Origin of the sequence: Roseovarius ramblicola (assembly GCF_042430665.1) — a bacterium.
Taxonomy (GTDB): domain Bacteria; phylum Pseudomonadota; class Alphaproteobacteria; order Rhodobacterales; family Rhodobacteraceae; genus Roseovarius; species Roseovarius ramblicola.
This window is the reverse complement of sequence record NZ_JBHMEC010000010.1, coordinates 1-17,740: the sequence shown is the minus strand read 5'-3', so window position 1 is coordinate 17,740 and position 17,740 is coordinate 1. Positions and strand designations below refer to the sequence as shown.

The following is a 17,740-nucleotide window of genomic DNA, read 5'->3' as shown; positions in this document are numbered from 1 at the left end:
CGCCACTCCTGCATTATACCTACTGTGCCTCCCGAAAAAGGCAACTCCGCGTGAGCGTCAGGGCGCATGCCGCTGGGCGCGCAGCGCGGCGCGCGTGCGCTGCCACAGCGCCGGGAGGCCGTCGCACAGGCTCCGTGCCCGGTCGTCCTGCCCGGCCTCCAGCGCCGCCTCGATCCACTCCAGCCGAGCGTGGAGAGCCGTGGCGCCACAGGCTCCGGCGGTCCCGGCGAGCCGATGGATGCGTCCGGCCAGATCGCGCGGCGTGTCCGCTTCGAGTGCGGCCAGCAGCGCCTCGGCCTCGCACTCGAATTCCGCCATCGTCTGTGTCATCCGGGTCGTCGGTAGGGCGGCGTGCATGTCGGCGATATGGCCCGAATCCACAAGGATGCAACCCTGCGCTCCCTGCGCCAGCAGGTGACGCAGCGCGGTGCGCGACAGCGGCTTGACCTCGACGGCATCCGCCCCGGCGTCGCGCAGCCGCGCCACCGTGCTCTCGCCGTGATAGGCGGTCAGCGCGACGATACGCGTTTGCGCGTTCGGTCCGGCCCCGTCGCGGATGCGCCGGGTCGCCTCGACTCCGTCAAGCCGGGGCATGTCCACATCCATCAGGATCAGATCGAACGGGGCCTCCCCGGCGGCGCGCACGCCCTCGATCCCGTCACCGGCCTGCACCACCGCATGCCCGTCCCGTTCCAGCATCGCCGAGGTCACGGTGCGGCTTGCCGGCGTATCCTCGACCAGCAGGACACGCAGTGGCGAGGGCGGCGAGGGCGGGCCCGTCTCCGTCTCCGCGTCTTCTCTTGCGACCGGGGGCAGGGGCACATGCACGGTAAAGGTGCTGCCTGCGCCGGGCCGGCTCTCGACCTCGATGCGCCCACCCATCGCGGTCACGATCCGCCGCACGATGCCGAGGCCGAGCCCGGTGCCCCTCGCCTCCTCGTTCTCCGGTTCGGCGCTGTCGGACAGGCGGATGAAATCCTCGAAGATCGCGGGCTGCGCGGCCTCGTCGATGCCGATGCCGGTGTCGCGCACCGCCAGGGTCACCTCGGCTCCCGCTGCACGCCGCGCCGACAATGTGATGGTGCCGTCGCGGGTGAACTTGACGGCATTGGCCACGAGGTTGAGCACCACCTGCCCCAGCCGCCGCGCATCGCCGACGACCATGCCCAGCCGCGGCTGTTCGGGGTCGAGCCGCAGCGTGTTGTCGCGCGCACGGGCGGCGATCCGCTGCCCGGCCACCAGATCGGCCAGCAGCGCGTCAAGATCGAACGGCGCCGGGCGCAGCACCGGCGCGTCCCCGCGCGGGTCGAGCCCGCCCAGCGCCTCGTCGATATGGCTGCGCAGCGCCTCGCCGCTCATCCGCATGAGGCGCGCGTGGTGGCGCTGACCGGGGTCCAGATCGCTGTCCTCCAGCAATTCCAGCGCACCCAGCAGGCCGCTCAGAGGGGTGCGCATTTCGTGGCTCGTCATGCCGAGGAACCGCGCGCGCGCCTGCTCGGCGGCCAGCGTTTCCTCGCGCGCCGCCGCCATCGCCGCCTCGGCCTTGAGCCGCCCGCGATAGAGCCGCCACACCAGCACAAGCAGCAGGAAAAGCGCCACGAACATCATCGCGCTCAGCGCCGTGAGGGTCACGATCTGCGTCGTCAGTTGCGTGCGTTCGGCATCCGAACGGCGCGCGTCAATGGTCAGGGCGGCGGTGGCGATCCGGCGGATCGGCAGGGTCATCCGCGCCGCCTGCGCACCCAGCGTGCCGCGCGCCGCTACCAGCGCCGGGTCGCTGCCGTCGATCACCGGAATCATCTCGTCGAGGATCGCGATGACCCGCGCCACCTCGCCCGCCGCGTCCGAGCGCGCCAGCGCGTCGCGATAGGCAGGGGCGCTGCGCAGGGTGGTGGCGCGGCTGTAGAGCAGATCGAAGCGCCGCCGGACGGCATCGAGCGACGGCGGGTCGGCGGCGTCGAGATCGTCGAGCGCCAGCCGGAACTTGAGCTGATCCACCTCGATCTGCGAAATGGTCCATTGCAGGTTGTCGTCGCGCGCCGTGCCATAGGCACCGATCCGCGCGGTCACCTGTGCGGTGATGACCACCGCCGCGATCATGCAGGCGATGGCGAACACCGCCAGCAGCACCAGCACCAGCCGCTCGCGTGCCGAGAGGCGGTGATCCCCGGAGCCCGTCATCCGCGACCTCAGCCTCACTCCGCCGCCGGGTACACGGTGATCCGGTCAAGCTGCCAGATGCTGCGCGTATAGACCGTCTCGCGACGGAAATCGGGATTGCTGTCGAAATTCCACAGCAGCCAGAACGGCCCCTTGTCGCGCAGGCTCATCGGTTCGCCGTTGCGGGTATGCGCGATCACCGGATAGACCGGGCCGATGGCCCGGGCGGGCAATGACACGGTGTAGTCATTCAGCGCCACGAGGTCGAGCCGCACCGCGCCAAGATCGTGCCGCGCCAGAAGCTCTGCCAGCGACACGCCCAGGAAATGCTGCGGGCCCTCGGTCCAGATCGTGCGGGTGGTGAACTCGGTCTGCGGCAGCGCCGCCAGAGCCGCGCGGTCCAGCGCTGCAAGCTGCGTGCCGTCCGCCGCGAGGATGACCAGCCGCGCCGCGTCCCGTGCCTGGGCCGCCGGGCCGGGGGCGGCCAGCACCGCCGCCAGGCACAGCCCGAGCGCACGGACGACCTTGATGATCGCGACGATGCGGTGCGGCATGGTCCCTCCCCGTTTCTGCGCCTCCAGTGTCGGCACTTTTCGGCGCATGCCCAGCCCCCCTATGCTTTTGAGACGGGCACGGGCGGGTGCGGGCCATGCGTGATCACGCATTTGTCATTCCATTCCCTGCGGATTAGACTATCGATGCATATCAGATGATCACCCGACCCGACAGACACCCATTAACCGGAGTTGCAATGAGCCGCGTTCTGCTCGCCGACGATCATGATCTCGTGCGCGACACGCTCGCCGCCTACCTGCAAAGCGAGGGGGGCTTCGAGGTGGAGGTGGCCGGCGGCTTCGACGCCGCGCTCGAGGCGGTGCGCGGCGCGCGCGGCTTTGACCTCGTGCTGCTCGATTACCGGATGCCGGGGATGGAGGCACTCGCCGGGCTCGCGCGGATGCAGGCCGAGGTGCGCTGTCCGGTTGCGATCCTGTCCGGCACCGCCCCGCCCGGGGTGGCGCGGCGCGCCCTCCGCGCCGGCGCGGCGGGTTTCCTGCCCAAGACGCTCGCGCCCCGCGCGCTGATCGCCGCCGTGTCCCGCATCCTCGGGGGAGAGATCTACGCGCCGCAGGACTTTCTCGAGTCCGACCAGGATGCGGAGGCGGATGTCGCGCTCACCGCGCGCGAGCGCGATGTGCTGACCGGCGTCTCCGACGGCAAGTCGAACAAGGAGATCGCCCGCGATCTCGACATTCAGGAGGTGACGGTCAAGCTCCACCTCAAGACCCTGTCGCGCAAGCTCGGTGCCCGCAACCGCACCCACGCCGCCATGCTCGCCCGCGACATGGGACTGGCCTGACCGGATACGCGCGGCGCAGGCCGGGTACCGCCCCGGCGGCGTCGGAGGCGATACCTGGTTGCGCGTGAGGGGGCGTCAGCCCCACCGCTTCAGCGTTTCTTGACGAACTCCGTCAGGATCACGATACGCTGACCCTCGACACGTCCCTCGATATGGGCCGGATTGTCGGCCACCAGGGAGATGCCACGCACCGCCGTGCCACGCTTGGCGGTGAAATTGGCTCCCTTGACCGGCAAATCCTTGATCAGCACGACGGTGTCGCCCTGTGCGAGCGGTGCGCCGTTGCTGTCCCGGTGGCCGCTGTCTTCCGGCAGGTTCTCGACCCAGGCGCGGGCGTCATCGTCAAGCCAGAGCTGATTGGCCAGATCGCGGGCCCAGGCATGCTCGGCGAGGCGCGCCAGCATCCGCGCGGCGAGAACCTGGGTGGCCGGGTCCTCGGACCACATCGAGGAGGCGAGGCCGCGCCAGTGATCGGGCTCGGGCGTGCCTTCGATCTGGCTGGCACAGGTGGCGCAGATCTGCGCGCTGGCCCCCTCGGGGCCGCCGGGCACGGGATGGGTGACAAGGTCGGTCTCGGCGGAACAAAGGGCGCAGGTCATCGGCAATAGGTCCGGGATACGGGAGCGGTTGCCACGGCTATAGGCGCAATGCAGCGGCGGGGAAAGGGCGTAGGGGCAACCAAATTACGATGCCGGTCCGGGTGATGGCGGGTTGGTGCCCGCCCTCCGGGGTGTTGGACATCCGTGACATCACGCGCCCCGGCGCTCACCCATCCATCTTCAGCGCCGAAATGAACGCCTCCTGCGGGATTTCCACGCGCCCGAACTGGCGCATCTTCTTTTTCCCCGCCTTCTGCTTTTCCAGCAGTTTCTTCTTCCGCGTCGCGTCCCCGCCATAGCATTTCGCCGTCACGTCCTTGCGCAGCGCCGACAATGTCTCGCGCGCGATCACCTTGCCGCCGATGGCCGCCTGAATGGGGATCTTGAACATGTGGCGGGGGATCAGGTCCTTGAGCTTCTCGCACATCGCCCGCCCGCGCATCTCGGCGCGATCGCGGTGGACCATCATCGAGAGTGCGTCCACCGGCTCGTCATTGACGAGGATCTGCATCTTGACAAGCTTGTCCTCGCGATACCCTTCGAGAGCATAGTCGAACGAGGCATAGCCCTTGGTCACCGATTTCAGACGGTCGTAGAAGTCGAACACCACCTCGTTCAGCGGCAGGTCATAGATCACCATCGCGCGGCTGCCCGCATAGGTGAGATCAAGCTGCAGCCCGCGCCGGTCCTGGCAGAGCTTGAGCACATCGCCGAGATACTCGTCGGGCACCAGGATCGTGGCCTTGATGCGCGGCTCCTCGACCCGGTCGACGAGGCTGGGATCGGGCATGTCGGCGGGGTTGTGCAGGTCGATCCGCGCGCCGTCCCTCATGTACAGGTGATAGACCACCGAGGGCGCGGTGGTGATCAGTTCGATGTCATACTCTCGCTCGATCCGGTCGCGGATCACCTCGAGGTGCAACAGCCCCAGGAAACCGCAGCGGAAGCCGAATCCGAGCGCGGCGGAGCTTTCCATTTCGTAGCTGAAGGAGGCGTCGTTGAGGGCGAGTTTCTCGATGGCGTCTCGCAGATCCTCGAACTGCGCGGAATCGACCGGGAAGAGGCCGCAGAACACCACCGGCACCGACGGCTTGAACCCCGGCAGCGCCTTGGCGCACTGGCGTTTCTCATGTGTGATCGTGTCGCCCACGCGAGTGTCGCGGACCTGCTTGATCGAGGCGGTGATGAAGCCGATCTCGCCCGGGCCCAATTCGTCCACCACGGTCATGGCGGGGCGAAACACTCCGATCCGCTCGACATTGTAGGTGGCCCCGGTCTGCATCATGCGGATGCGGTCGCCCTTCTTCATGACGCCGTCCATGATCCGCACGAGCACCACGACGCCGAGATAGAGGTCGTATTTGCTGTCCACCAGCATCGCCTTCAAGGGCGCGTCGCGGTCGCCCGAGGGTGGTGGCAGGTGTGCGATGATCGCCTCAAGCGTCTCGCGGATGCCCTCGCCGGTCTTGGCCGAGACGGGGATCGCGCCGGAGGCGTCGATGCCGATCACCTCCTCGATCTGCTGCGCGGTGCGGTCGAGATCCGAGGCGGGCAGGTCGATCTTGTTGAGCACCGGGACAAGCTCGTGATCGGCGTCGATCGCCTGGTAGACATTGGCCAGCGTCTGCGCCTCGACGCCCTGCGTGCTGTCCACCACCAGAAGCGAGCCCTCGACCGCGCGCATCGAGCGGCTGACCTCGTAGGAGAAGTCCACATGGCCCGGCGTGTCGATCAGGTTGAGCACGTATTGCTGGCCATCGTCGGCGGTATAGTCGATGCGGACGGTGTTGGCCTTGATGGTGATGCCGCGCTCGCGCTCGATATCCATGGCGTCGAGCAATTGCTCCTTCATGTCCCGCTCGGCGACCGTGTCGGTCATCTGGATCAGCCGGTCGGCCAGCGTGGATTTGCCGTGGTCGATATGCGCCACGATGGAGAAATTGCGGATGTGAGAGAGCGGTGTCATGGCTTTGGCGTATGGCCGGGAAGTGCTGCCCGGTCAAGGTGGATCGTGCTAGGGTGGTGGTGCTGGAAAGGTAGGATAGGATGTCCGGGATCAAGGCGGTCGGGGTGCGAGTGCGGGGCCGGGTGCAGGGGGTGAGCTTTCGCGCATGGACGCAGGTGGAGGCGCAGGGGCGCGGCCTGTCGGGCTGGGTTCGCAACGAGCCGGACGGGGCCGTGCGTGCGCATATCGAGGGCCCGGCACCCGAGGTCGATGCGATGCTTGCCGCGCTGCACACGGGCCCGCCCGCGGCGGTGGTGCGCGAGGTGACGGTGCACGACGCGGCACCGGAGGACGCGGCGCGTTTCGAGATCAAGAGGTAGCGCCGGGGCGGTCGCGGAAGCGGACGGAATGCCCCGGATTGCCGCATCCGGCCCTACCCGGGCCGCATCACGAGACAGGTGGTGGTGCCGGTGGCATAGAGCCGGTCGTCGTCGCGCCCGCGCAATTCGCCGCGCGCCACGGCGGTACTGCGGCCGCGGTGTTGCACCTCGCCCACGGCGCGCACGGGCGTGCCCTCGGGCAGCGCGCGGGTGATGTTCACCGAGAAGTCCAGCGTGGTGTATATCTCGCCCCGTGCCAGCTCGGTCATCACCGCGCAGCCCATGCAACTGTCGAGGATGGCCCCGTACCAGCCGCCATGCACGCCGCCCATCGGGTTCATCGCGCCGAGCCGCGCGGCACCCGCAAACACCGTGCCCCCGCGCGTGGCCTCGACCGCGGCAAAGCCCAGCGTCTCGCCGATGGGCGGCGGCGGCAGGCGGCCCGCGATCATGTCTTCGATGAATTCCAGCCCCGAACGCGTGAGGAGCGCCGCGCGATCGGGCAGGTCGGCGGAAGAGGTGGCAGGAATGCGGGGCATGGCGGTCTCCGGTCTGGTGCGGCCTTGGTAGGCCGTGCCCCGTGCCGAGGCAAGCACCCGACCCCGCTCAGGCCACGTCGCGAAGCTCCACCCGCGGCGCGATGCCCAGCGCGTGACAGACGTCACGGGTGAGGTCGGGCCGGTTGAGCGTATAGAAATGCAGGTCCTCCACGCCTTCCTCGATCAGGTCGCTGCACAGCTCGGTGGCGACGGCGGTGGCCAGCAGGTCGTGGCGGTCGTCGCGGATCGCCTTGGCGAAGGCGTCGTCGAGCCAGGCGGGGATACGCGTGCCGCAGGCGGTGGCGAATTTGCGCGCGCCGGTCCAGTTCTCGATGGGCAGGATACCGGGGATGATCGGGGCGTCGATCCCCGCCGCCGCGCAGGCGTCGCGGAACCGCAGGAAGGACTCGGCCTCGAAGAAGAACTGCGTGATCGCCTCGGTGGCCCCGGCGTCGAACTTGCGCTTGAGCCAGTCGATATCCACCGCCTCATCCGCCGCCTCGGGGTGCTTTTCCGGATAGGCACCGACGCGGATTGTAAAATTGCCGGTGTCGGCCAGTGCCGAGATCAGTTCGCAACTGTCGGCGAAACCATCGGGATGGGGGGTGAAGCCCGCCGCGCCCTTGGGCGGGTCGCCGCGCAGGGCGACGATTTCCCGCACGCCCGCGCGGGCGAATTCGTCGGCGATGGACAGTGTCTCGTCGCGGCTGGCATCGACGCAGGTCAGGTGCGCGGCCACGTTGAGGCCGGTGGCGCCGTGCAGGGTGCCCACCGCCTCGCGCGTCAATTCGCGGGTGGTGCCGCCCGCGCCGTAGGTGACCGAGACGAAGCGCGGCCCGAGCGGCGCGAGGGTGTGGATCGTGTCCCACAGGCGGAAGGACGCCTCGAGCGTCTTGGGGGGGAAGAACTCGAAGGAGATGCGCGGTGCTGTCATCGGGATGATCCTGTCATGGAATAGGGCTGTCCCGGCTCTTGTTGCAGGCGCGGCATTGTGAGACAACTTCATTAAATTCATGGTTTGAATGAGGCGCGCTAATATATGCATATCGAGTTCCGCCATCTCCGCACGATCCGCGCGATTCATCAGGCGGGGGGCCTCGCGCGCGCGGCAGAGATGCTGCACATCACGCAATCGGCGCTCAGCCACCAGATCAAGGGGCTGGAGGACCAGGCGGGGGTGGAGCTGTTCGTCCGCCGCTCCAAGCCCTTGCGCCTGTCGGCGGCGGGCCAGCGCCTGCTGCGTCTTGCCGAGAAGATCCTGCCCGAGATCGAGGCGCTGGAGCACGAGTTCGAGGGTCTGCGCGAGGGCAGCGCGGGGCGCATGCACATCGCCATCGAATGCCATGCCTGTTTCGAATGGCTGTTCCCGGTACTCGAACGTTTTCGCCAGAACTGGGGCGATGTGGACGTGGATATCCGGCCCGGTCTCGCCTTTGATGCGCTGCCCGCGCTGCAGAAGGAGGAGGTGGATCTCGTGGTCTCCTCGGACCCCGAGGACCTGCCGGGGATCGCGTTCAAGCCGCTCTTCGACTACGAGCCGGTTTTCGTGGCGTCCTCGCAGCACCCGCTGGCGCAGAAGTCCTATGTCGAGGCCGCCGATTTCGCGGGAGAGGTGCTCATCACCTACCCGGTGGACCGCTCGCGGCTCGACGTGTTCACCGAGTTGCTGACGCCCGCGCGGGTCGAGCCGCGCAGCGTGCGGCAGGTGGAGCTGACGGCGGTGATCCTGCTACTGGTGGCGTCCAATCGCGGGGTGGCGGTGCTGCCCGACTGGGTGGTGCGCGAATTGCGCACCAGTGCCGATTACGTCACCCGCCCGCTGACGGCGGAGGGCAAGACCAAGCGGCTCTATGCCGCGATCCGCGAGGCCGATGCCGACAAGCCCTACATGGCGCACCTGATCCGGCTGGCACGGGAAATCCCGGTACGGATGCAGCGGGCGTAGGCGGCCATCCGCCTCCCCGGTGCCCTCACGCCCCGTTACCCGTGTCGTTGCGGTCCCGGCTGCGCCCGGTCAGCCGCCCGATCAGGAACGAGGTGCGCGGGGCCCAGACATAGCGCGTGCGCGCCGCTGCCGCGGGCCGCGCGCGCATCCGCAGGAGGCCGAAGAGCACCAGCCCGGCATGGCCCGCCGCGATCATCGCGAACATCGCGCCGGGCCCGAACAGGTCGATCAGCGCCGAGGCCATGAGCGGGGCCGCCATCGCGCCCGCGGCAAAGAAGAACATCAGCGCCGCCGAGAGCTCGACCCGCTCGGAACTGTCAGCGAAATCATGGGCATGGGCTGCGCAGACCGAGTAGATCGGGAAGGTCGTGAGGCCGAAGAAGAACGCCGTCGCGAGGATGCCGGGGGTGCTCAGATCATGGGTCATCGCGGTGGTGATACTGGAGACGATCGCGGCCACCGACAGCCCGATCAGAACCCAGCGCCGGTCATACCGGTCCGCCAGCCACCCCACCGGGTATTGCGCCACGGCCCCCCCAAGCACGAACACCGCGAGGAACCCGGCGATCTGGTCCACGGCAAGGCCGACCTGCTGGCCGTAGAGGGGGCCCACCATGCGGAACGAGGCCGACGACAGGGCGGCCACCAGCACCCCCGCCGTGGCCAGCGGCGAGCGGGCCAGCAGCAGCATCGGGCGCAGCCGCGGGGCGGCCGGGGTTTCGGGCTGGCGCAGGCGCGACAGGGTCAGCGGAAGGAGCGCCGCGCAACACAGCAAGGCCATGAGATTATAGGAAAAATACGTGGCAGGTGGCAGTACCGAGATGAGCAGTTGGGCGGCCAGAGACGCGCCCATGTCGACCACCCGGTAGATGCCCATGGTGCGCCCGCGCGTGGCGTTGGTGACCTTGGCCTGAAGCCATGCCTCGATCACCGTGTAGCACCCGGCGACGCAGAGGCCCGAGGCCACCCGCATGATCGCCCAGGCGTAGGGGTCGGTGACCATCATGTGGCCCAGGAGGCCGATGGCCCCGGCGGCGGTGAAGGCGGCGAAGGCGCGGCTGTGCCCGACCGTCCCCATCAGGCGCGGTGCCCACCAACACCCCAGAAAGAAACCGAAAAAATGCGCCGAGCCCAGCAGGCCGATCTGCGCGGTGGTGTAGTCGAGCGCCAGCCCCGAGAGCGCATCCAGCGGGCCGACGCCGCCGTTGGAAAGCTGCAGCAGGACGACCGAGAGGAACAGGGCGGCGAAGGAGACGAGCAGGCGCATGGTGTCGCCAGCATCGCAGGTGCCGCCCGGAAGACCAGCGCGTTTTCGACATGACCGTGTCGGATTCTGGCGGAGGGCGGCGAATCAGGGTTAAAGCGCGGAAATCACGGGAATTTTACGGGCTGTATCGCGTCGGTATCCTGTCGGTATTCCGTCGGTGGGGATTGGCGCGACAGGGGGGTTAAAGGGGCGCGCGGTGGGAGGGCCGCCGCCGGCTGCCGGGGTGAGGGCCGACCGGGGTTTGGGCAGTCCTCACGACGGCACCGTCAAGGGCGCGCGTGCTCTCTGTCTGGTGTCACGGTTTGTGATCGTGTCCCTTGACGTGGTGCCGGATCACTGTGCGGCGATCTTCGTCGCCGCGTCGGTCCCGGTGTACATGGCGGTCAGCCTATCCACCGGCATGTAAGGGCTTGTCCGGTTTTCTCACGCGGGCCGGCAGGTCGCGCCGGAAATCCACGGGGCAGCGTTGCCAGCCGGCACCGAGCCTTCGGGGCGGCGGCTCGGGAACGCCCGCGCCCGTTCGTCGATCTCGTCGCACAGCCGCGACACCTGGCTCCATGACGGGGCAATGGGCGTGGCCAAGGCGCGGATGGACGCGATGATGTCGATAGGCGATGCGGTCACGTTCGACACATAGGCCGGGATCCAGCCGCCGTGACCGCAGACCGGACCGGGCGGCGTCCGGGCGTAGCTCGCGACTCCCGCACCGCAGAGGGTGTCGGGCATAGCCGGCGACACCGGCACACCGTCGAGCAGCCTGTCGGGATGCGGCGCCTTTATCGCCTTGCCGGCGAATAGTGCATGCCCCCGGCGCGCGAGACCGGACGAGGTGGACGCGAGTCCGCCGCCAGTCCATTCCATGGCCGGGTTGGCAGACTCGTCTTGCCATCCGCCAATGCCGGATCTGCAACCGCAAGCGACAGGACCGCGGCAAGCTGTGCCAGCGCCGACCCCATAGCGCTCAGCCCGCTGCCTGCTGCGGGCCGCGCGACGGGACGGCGACGATCTCGGTGACGGCACCGTCGCGGGTGAACATTGTCTTGCGATTCCACAAGACGACGACCACAGCGACACCGGCGAGGATCCATGTGTCCAAGGGCTGGGCGTCGGGCCAGAACGGGTTGATCAGTTGCCAGTGGAACAGCATCGGCCAAAGCAAACTGCCACCGGTGCGGTTGAAAACCGGTGTCACCAGAACCGCCAGCACCACATTGCCAAAGAAAAAGGGCAGGAAACTCCAGCCGACGAAGACCGTTCCTGCAAGGTAGAAGGCGGGAAGATGCCAGAAACCCCAGGTGGCACCGATCAGCAAACCGGCCCAAATCGGTGCCATGTGGCGTTGAAGCAGCGGTTGCAAGACCCCGCGCCATCCGAATTCCTCAATGGGTCCGAGCAACAGCATCATGACCATCACGGCCAGCACCGGCCGCACGCCTTCTGGCGGCAGCGGTGCCAGGACCGGGCCGCCCTTGATCAGCGATCCTGCGACGAATACCAGCGGCAGACCGACAAGGATGAACGCGGTCCAGCCTGCCGTGCTGCGCCAGAGCAGAAGCCGCGCCAGGAAGCGTCGGAGCCCCTTGATGCCACCATGCCGGAGAACCACGACGAACGCGGCAATCGCAGGTGCCCAGGTCGCAAGGAAGAACAGCGGATGCGTCCCGCTGATCTTGCCGAACCACGCTGCGGCGTGCTCCGGCAGAGCGACGTAGAGCCCGATCACCCCCCATGTGATCAGGAACGTAATCGCAAGGAAAGGGCCTGCTGAACGGGACGGGATTCCCCGAGGCCGTATGGCAGCCGGGTATCCATACATCGGACCTCTCCCTGTCGAACGGGCGTGTGACGTTGCACATGGTGCTTAGGCGAATTACCCGCTGCGTGCGATGATACAGGTCAACCTTGGAAGTCCAGGATTTCGGCCATTCCCGCGTATCGCGGCTATTCTCCATGCCGGCGCGTCGAGACACTCCTCATCCAGCGACCGGATCAATCGGATGCCGGGACCGAATACGTTGATCCCGGAAACCTGAAGGGCGGCCCGAGCACGCGCCCGGGCCGCCACACTTGCCTGTTATCCGGATCAGAGATCGCTCACAGGCATATTCACGATACCAGGCCACTTGGCGTAGGCGCCTGCGATAACCGCCTCCGGGTCTTCGCGGTATTTCTCCAGGATCGCGGCGGTCACGAAGAGATAGAGCTTCCCCTCGACGATATCGGCATAGCGGACATCGCCATCGAGCTTCTTTCCGACGAAGACGCCGAAGGCGCAGAAGCCGCCGAATTGGGGCAGGTAGCTCGTCGGGTTCGCTTCGAACGCCTGCTTTGCCGCCGCAGAGGCGAAGTAGTAGCCGATGCCGTCATGGCTCGCGGTGAGCGAGGCGTCGCCGGTCAACGGCCCCCGGTCGCCGAACATCGACACCGGGTCGACCCCGTGCAGGCCCAGCGGCTGCCCCGCAAGGGTGTGGCCGTTGACGACGTTGTATTCGTCGGCGGCATTAGCCCATGTCGCAAGGGTGAGCGTGGCCGCCGAGGCGACCGTGAGGATGGTTGCCCAGTTCGCGATGTCCTTGATGAGTTGGGGTTTCATTGGAAATCTCCTTCAGGGTTGATTGTATCTTTGGGTATGGGGAAGAAAGCTCAGCCCGCGGCGGCGATGCGTTTCACGGCGTCGTCCGTCCACCAAACGCCGTTGGCGACCATGCGGAAATTGATGATGGCGGCGAGATAACCGTCGCCCTCGGGCACCTTGGCCCCTGCCGTGGCATCACGGACGACGGCCACTTCGTAGCCAAGCTCCAGCAACTCGTAGAGATGCGCCTGGGTGCAGAGGTTGGCGGACATGCCCGCGAGGATGACCTTGTCGATGCCGCGCTTGCGCATCTGCAGGTTCAGGTCGTTCTGCGCGGGGCTGTAGACCTTGTGGGGCGAACAGACGATGGTTTCGCCGTCCTCGATGTATTTCTTGTACTGCGGCATCCAGTCGGCGCCGGAGCCCTGGAAATTGTCGAGGTTGAGCGGCCCGAGACGGTCGAACATGCCGATCGAATGCATGGTTTTTTCCAGCGTGCCCTCGAAGTGCCAGTCATGGTCGTGCGGGTAGTAGTAGTGGGGCGAGATGAAGACCGGCATACCGGCGGCCTTGGCGGCGGCGAAGAGGCGCTCGATATTGTCCACCGTGCCCTGCTCGGTCACGCTTTCGCCGACGACGCCCCAGGTGACGCCATCCTCGGACAGAAAGTCGATCTGCGGGTCGGTGACGACGAGCGCGGTGCGGCCGGGGTCGATCTCCATGTCGATCTGCGGCAGGCCGGGGGTCTCGGGATCGGCGTAATGGGCGCGGGCCTCGTCGGTGGCTGCCGTGGCGGCGCCGGCGGTGAGGGCCGCGGCCCCGGCAGCGGCCCCGGCCGCAGCACCGGCAATCACCCGTCGGCGCGCAAGATCGACGTATTCGGGCGCGATCCCGCAGCCACATTCGTGATCGTGGTCATGGTGGTGTGTCATGGTCAGTCTCCTCTTCGGGGGGGGGTAGGACAGCGCGGCGTCCTTGCCGCGTTGCCGGGTTGGCGGGACCTCTCCGATCGCATCAGGAGACGCAGGTCACCTGTTCGCGGCCTTCGGTCACGCCGCGTGCAAGTGGGAGGGATGTCCGCTTTCCTTCGGGATCGACGCCGCCTGGGCCGCGCCGGAAATGGCTTCAGTCGGCCGGAAGGTCGGTGAGCGCACGGGCGCAGGCGGAGGCGCTGCCCGGCTCGCGATGGTCAGGTGCGGCCTTGGCCGCCAACTGTGCGTGGGCACGCCCGGCGGCAGGCATGGTTGCGGGAATTGCAAGGTTGCCGACGGTGATCGCCACGGCCAAGGCGGAGATGAGAAGCGAATTCCTGTCTTTCATGTCAATGTTCCATTTTCTGGCTTGAATATCGGGCTTGCGCCCTTGGGTTTGATCCTTCCAGTCAGGCCGGGGAAATCCCGGCCTTGGTCAGTGTGTCTTCCAATGCGTCGATACGGGCCTGAAGCCGGGCAATCTCGTCGTCATGCTCGGCATCGGTGCGGCGCACCGGGATGTGCCGGGGGCAGTTCCAGTCATAGGCCGCGACCCGGATGACGATGGCGCGCTCGGCGGGCGGGGCATCCGCAGATGACAGCAACTCGATGATCCTGGCATCTTCGGAGATTTCAACCTCACCCCACAGCTTGAGCCGCTTGCGCGCCGGATAGTCGACCGCGATGATCGCGATGCGGGGATTGGTGCGCAGGTTGCCGGTGCTGATGTATTGCCGGTTGCCGCGGTAATCGGCATAGGCGACGGTCTGCGGGTCGATCACCCGGAGAAACCCGGGCGCGCCGCCACGGAACTGGACGTAGGGCCAGCCGGTTTCGGAAACGGTGGCCTGAAACACCCCGTCGCGGGCCTCGAGGAAGGTGGCCTCGCGCTCGGTCAGGGTGCGCCCGCCATCGCGGTCGGGCGACATGGCACTCGCGTAGAGCGCGGCGGAGCCAAGACGCTCCTGCTCGGCACGCACGGTCGGGGTAAAGGCGATATCGGCAACTCCGAGAGGCATGGCGTCACTCCTTAGAGGCCAAGGGCCGACAGGCCGGCATGATCGTCCGGGCGACGCCCGAGCGGCCAGTGAAACAGGCGCTGATCCTCGGTGATCGGCAGGTCGTTGATCGAGGCGATGCGCTGGCGCATCAGACCGTTTTCGGCGAATTCCCAGTTCTCGTTGCCATAGGCGCGGAACCACGCGCCGCTGTCGTCGCGGTATTCATAGGCGAACCGCACGGCGATGCGGTTGCCGTGGGCGGCCCAAAGTTCCTTGATGAGCCGGTATTCCAGCTCTCGCGCCCATTTGCGGGTGAGAAACGCGACAATCCGGTCGCGTCCCTGAAAGATCTCGGCCCGGTTCCGCCACTGGCAGTCGGGCGTATAGGCGAGCGAGACCTTTGCCGGGTCGCGGCTGTTCCAGCCATCCTCGGCCATGCGGACCTTGGTGATGGCGGCGGACTCGTCAAAGGGCGGCAGCGGGGGGCGTGTCATCGGGCGACCTCCTGTGGGGTGAAATTCTGGCGCCCCGGCCGGGACAGGGAGCGATCCGCGTGGGGGATGCCGGGGCGCCGCCGGGATCAGGCCACCCTGGCGCTGACCACCGGGAAGTCGATCGGCGTGTCGAGCGCCGAATTGATGTAGTTGGTCAGCGTGTTGAGCGCGACATGGGACACGATCTCCACGATCTCCGCCTCCGAATATCCGGCGCTCCTGAGCGCTGCGATATCCGCGTCACCGACATGGCCACGTTCGCTGACGAGTTTGACGGCGAAGCGCACAGCCGCGTCGGCCCTGGCATCGTTGGATTTGCCGGCGCGGTTCGCGGCGATTTCCGCGTCGCCGAGCTTGGCCACGTTGGAGCCCAGATAGGTGTGCGCCGCGAGGCAGTATTGGCACCCGTTGATCTGGGCGACGGCAAGCGCGATGCGCTCGCGGGTCGGAGCATCGAGACTGCCCTTGGCGAGCGCGCCGTTGAGGCCGAGATAGCCTTCGAGCGCGGCGGGACTGTTCGCGGTGATGCGGAACAGGTTCGGCACGCTGCCGAGCATTTTCTTCACGGCCTCAAGAAGCGGCTGTGCCGCAGTCGGCGAGGATTCGATCGAAGAGGGAAGTGCGATACGGGTCATGGGTTTGTCTCACTCTGGTTGCTGCGAATGGACAGCATATATACAGACCGATCTGTCTATATACAAGAGGCAATCGTGAAATTCTCCTTGGGGGATTGCATCTTACCCCTTGAAAAAGCGAGGCGCCCCTGAGATATGTATACAGAACTGTCTGATTGGATTATGGAATATGGCAAAATCCCGTCGCGACGACCTGGTGGATGCCGCTTTGAAACTTTTTTACGCGGGCGGCTTCACCGCGACCGGGATTGACAAGATCCTGGCCGAATCCGGTGTCGCGAAAATGACCCTCTACAAGCACTTTCGGTCAAAGGAAGAGCTGATTGTCGCCGTGCTGCACCGGCGCGACGAACAGTTCCGGAACTGGCTGATGGGAGAGATGGAAAAAGCCTCAAACGACCCGCGTGAGAGGCTTTTGGCGATGTTTGACGCATTGGAGGTCTGGTTCCAGGGACGGGCATTCAAGGGGATGGGGTTCAACGGCTGCGCCTTCATCAACGCCGCCGGCGAATTCGGCGATCAAGATCATCCCGCGCACCGCGCGGCCGCCGAGCACAAGCGCAGCATCGTTGAGTATCTGAAGCGGCTGTGTTCGGAGGCCGGCGCGTCCGATCCGGCAAGGCTTGCCGAGCAACTGGCACTGCTCAAGGAGGGCGCCATCGCCACGGCGCATGTGCGCGGCATGTCGGACGCGGCGCAGATCGCGGGGGAGATGGCCGCGCGGATCATCGACGCATCCACCGGCGCGACATCTACCATTGGTTCAGAATAATAGGTTGCGAAACAAGCTGATAACTTAGGCTATGGGCTCGATCAAGAATGCATATGGCAAGAGGGCAAGGATAGCCGCGACCGTGGAGTCGACCTGCTCTACAAGCGTCCCGACGCACCGGTCAGGAATTCGGCGACGGCTTGACCGATGGCACGTCTCAGTGGCGAAACGCGCCATCCCGACGTGTCGGCGCTGGCGCGATCAGTTCAGCGGCCTTTCGGGTACGCGAAGGCGGCGACCCACGCGAGCAGTGGATCCAGACCGCCTCGATCAACCCGCCGGAGAGGGTAAACCGCGAGGCCAGGCGGCGCACCGATGTGGCAGCCGTCTTTCCCAACGATGACGCCATCATCCGGCTTGTCGGGGCGATCATGCTCGAAGCCAGTGACGAATGGATCGTGGCGCGCAAATACATGAGCCATGGACCCCCGCGCGCGTGACCAACGATCTCAACGTCACGCCGCCCGCTGTGGCGTCCTGATCAGACCCCGCGCCTGCCCCAAGGTCAGCGTTCTTACACCATCCCCTGGGGCACTATCATTGCCAGGCAAAGTTGGCGGGCGGGGCGAGATGAAACTGGGCACCAACTGGCCTACGATTTATCTGGCCCGTTCCCTTGGCAGAAACAAAGATCTCCCCGGCTGTCCGCAGCACGAGTTCTGGCGGAGGAATTAGTGGCTCACTACGCCCGCGAGCTCGGCCCGAGATACGTTTTGGCGCGTCGGAGAGAGATCGCTTGTGAGGTTAAAGAAAGATGTGGAGCAACTTGGACACAAGCCTGCAGCGCCGTCTGGAAGGCCATGCGCTATCACGGGGTGACATAGCCGGGCGCTGTAATCGCCAAAAAACAAATCTCGCGGGTTTATAGGGTCGCTTCTTGACAATTTCGGTAAGCGCCGACCGGTTCCCACCTTTTCTTGAGGTTGGATGGGTGGGAGCGCGTCGACTTCGCGTGATGCAAAATCGCTCCCACGGGAAAAATGATCGCAGCCTAATCGGCATCTGACAAGCACTACCCGACCGACATCCGGATTGAGCTACCCCCCGAAATTCGGACACTGACATAAGCTACGATTTGCAGTCTGCTGATCTTCGACGAA

At 66.5% G+C, this 17,740-nt stretch carries 19 protein-coding genes and 1 pseudogene; 5 read left to right on the top strand and 15 right to left on the bottom strand.

The window, feature by feature from the left end:
* Nucleotides 1–57: 57 nt before the first annotated feature.
* Nucleotides 58–2,181 (bottom strand): ATP-binding protein, encoded by a 2,124-nt coding sequence (locus ACFFU4_RS06465; protein WP_377068268.1) that lies wholly within the window; start codon nt 2,179–2,181, stop codon nt 58–60.
* A gap of 14 nt (nt 2,182–2,195) precedes the next feature.
* Nucleotides 2,196–2,762: a putative pterin-binding protein gene (locus ACFFU4_RS06460; protein ID WP_377068266.1), complete on the bottom strand. Its 567-nt coding sequence runs from the start codon at nt 2,760–2,762 to the stop codon at nt 2,196–2,198.
* 149 nt (nt 2,763–2,911) lie between these two features.
* On the opposite strand from ACFFU4_RS06460, the gene ACFFU4_RS06455 reads away from it, so the two are divergent.
* Nucleotides 2,912–3,517 carry a response regulator transcription factor gene (locus ACFFU4_RS06455; protein ID WP_377068264.1) on the top strand — a complete coding sequence of 202 codons (606 nt, stop codon included), beginning with the start codon at nt 2,912–2,914 and terminating at the stop codon, nt 3,515–3,517.
* A gap of 89 nt (nt 3,518–3,606) precedes the next feature.
* On the opposite strand, the gene ACFFU4_RS06450 is transcribed toward ACFFU4_RS06455, so the two are convergent.
* Nucleotides 3,607–4,116: a PhnA domain-containing protein gene (locus ACFFU4_RS06450; RefSeq protein WP_377068262.1), complete on the bottom strand. Its 510-nt coding sequence runs from the start codon at nt 4,114–4,116 to the stop codon at nt 3,607–3,609.
* A gap of 166 nt (nt 4,117–4,282) precedes the next feature.
* Nucleotides 4,283–6,082 (bottom strand): translation elongation factor 4, encoded by a 1,800-nt coding sequence (lepA, locus tag ACFFU4_RS06445; protein ID WP_377068260.1) that lies wholly within the window; start codon nt 6,080–6,082, stop codon nt 4,283–4,285.
* 80 nt (nt 6,083–6,162) lie between these two features.
* Here lepA and ACFFU4_RS06440 point away from each other — a divergent pair, with 80 nt between their 5' ends.
* Nucleotides 6,163–6,441 (top strand): acylphosphatase, encoded by a 279-nt coding sequence (locus ACFFU4_RS06440; protein ID WP_377068258.1) that lies wholly within the window; start codon nt 6,163–6,165, stop codon nt 6,439–6,441.
* A 53-nt stretch (nt 6,442–6,494) separates the two neighbouring features.
* Here the strand turns inward: ACFFU4_RS06440 and ACFFU4_RS06435 are convergent, their stop codons facing one another.
* Complete coding sequence (locus ACFFU4_RS06435; RefSeq protein ID WP_377068256.1) at nt 6,495–6,980, bottom strand: PaaI family thioesterase; 486 nt, start codon at nt 6,978–6,980, stop codon at nt 6,495–6,497.
* A gap of 67 nt (nt 6,981–7,047) precedes the next feature.
* Entirely contained in the window at nt 7,048–7,914 is an 867-nt protein-coding gene (gene metF / locus ACFFU4_RS06430) for a methylenetetrahydrofolate reductase [NAD(P)H] (protein ID WP_377068254.1), read from the bottom strand.
* Nucleotides 7,915–8,019: 105 nt separating this feature from the next.
* Between metF and ACFFU4_RS06425 the strand changes: the two genes are divergently transcribed.
* Entirely contained in the window at nt 8,020–8,925 is a 906-nt protein-coding gene (locus ACFFU4_RS06425; protein WP_377068252.1) for a LysR family transcriptional regulator, read from the top strand.
* Nucleotides 8,926–8,950: 25 nt separating this feature from the next.
* Here ACFFU4_RS06425 and ACFFU4_RS06420 read toward each other — a convergent pair whose 3' ends face one another.
* The 9 genes from ACFFU4_RS06420 to ACFFU4_RS06380 all read right to left on the bottom strand — a co-directional run bounded on the left by ACFFU4_RS06420 (nt 8,951) and on the right by ACFFU4_RS06380 (nt 15,868).
* Nucleotides 8,951–10,192: an MFS transporter gene (locus ACFFU4_RS06420; RefSeq protein ID WP_377068250.1), complete on the bottom strand. Its 1,242-nt coding sequence runs from the start codon at nt 10,190–10,192 to the stop codon at nt 8,951–8,953.
* A 423-nt stretch (nt 10,193–10,615) separates the two neighbouring features.
* Entirely contained in the window at nt 10,616–11,053 is a 438-nt protein-coding gene (locus tag ACFFU4_RS06415; protein ID WP_377068248.1) for a hypothetical protein, read from the bottom strand.
* Between the two features lie 100 nt (nt 11,054–11,153).
* A complete protein-coding gene (locus ACFFU4_RS06410) occupies nt 11,154–11,915 on the bottom strand; it encodes a CPBP family intramembrane glutamic endopeptidase (RefSeq protein ID WP_377068246.1) in 762 nt (253 codons plus the stop codon).
* A 360-nt stretch (nt 11,916–12,275) separates the two neighbouring features.
* The gene (locus tag ACFFU4_RS06405) at nt 12,276–12,785 is read right to left on the bottom strand and encodes a YHS domain-containing (seleno)protein (RefSeq protein ID WP_377068244.1); all 510 of its coding nucleotides are present in this window, start codon (nt 12,783–12,785) and stop codon (nt 12,276–12,278) included.
* A 50-nt stretch (nt 12,786–12,835) separates the two neighbouring features.
* Nucleotides 12,836–13,699, bottom strand: a complete 864-nt coding sequence (locus tag ACFFU4_RS06400) for a cysteine hydrolase family protein (RefSeq protein ID WP_377068242.1) — start codon at nt 13,697–13,699, stop codon at nt 12,836–12,838.
* 193 nt (nt 13,700–13,892) lie between these two features.
* Nucleotides 13,893–14,087 (bottom strand): hypothetical protein, encoded by a 195-nt coding sequence (locus tag ACFFU4_RS06395; RefSeq protein WP_377068240.1) that lies wholly within the window; start codon nt 14,085–14,087, stop codon nt 13,893–13,895.
* A gap of 61 nt (nt 14,088–14,148) precedes the next feature.
* Complete coding sequence (locus ACFFU4_RS06390) at nt 14,149–14,757, bottom strand: pyridoxamine 5'-phosphate oxidase family protein (protein WP_377068238.1); 609 nt, start codon at nt 14,755–14,757, stop codon at nt 14,149–14,151.
* 11 nt (nt 14,758–14,768) lie between these two features.
* On the bottom strand, nt 14,769–15,233 hold the full coding sequence (locus ACFFU4_RS06385) for a nuclear transport factor 2 family protein (protein ID WP_377068236.1): 465 nt from the start codon (nt 15,231–15,233) through the stop codon (nt 14,769–14,771).
* 86 nt (nt 15,234–15,319) lie between these two features.
* A complete protein-coding gene (locus ACFFU4_RS06380; protein ID WP_377068234.1) occupies nt 15,320–15,868 on the bottom strand; it encodes a carboxymuconolactone decarboxylase family protein in 549 nt (182 codons plus the stop codon).
* A 169-nt stretch (nt 15,869–16,037) separates the two neighbouring features.
* On the opposite strand from ACFFU4_RS06380, the gene ACFFU4_RS06375 reads away from it, so the two are divergent.
* Entirely contained in the window at nt 16,038–16,640 is a 603-nt protein-coding gene (locus ACFFU4_RS06375) for a TetR/AcrR family transcriptional regulator (RefSeq protein ID WP_377068232.1), read from the top strand.
* Nucleotides 16,641–16,879: 239 nt separating this feature from the next.
* A pseudogene (locus ACFFU4_RS06370) lies at nt 16,880–17,121 on the top strand (transposase); the annotation flags it as partial.
* Between the last annotated feature and the right edge of the window lie 619 nt (nt 17,122–17,740).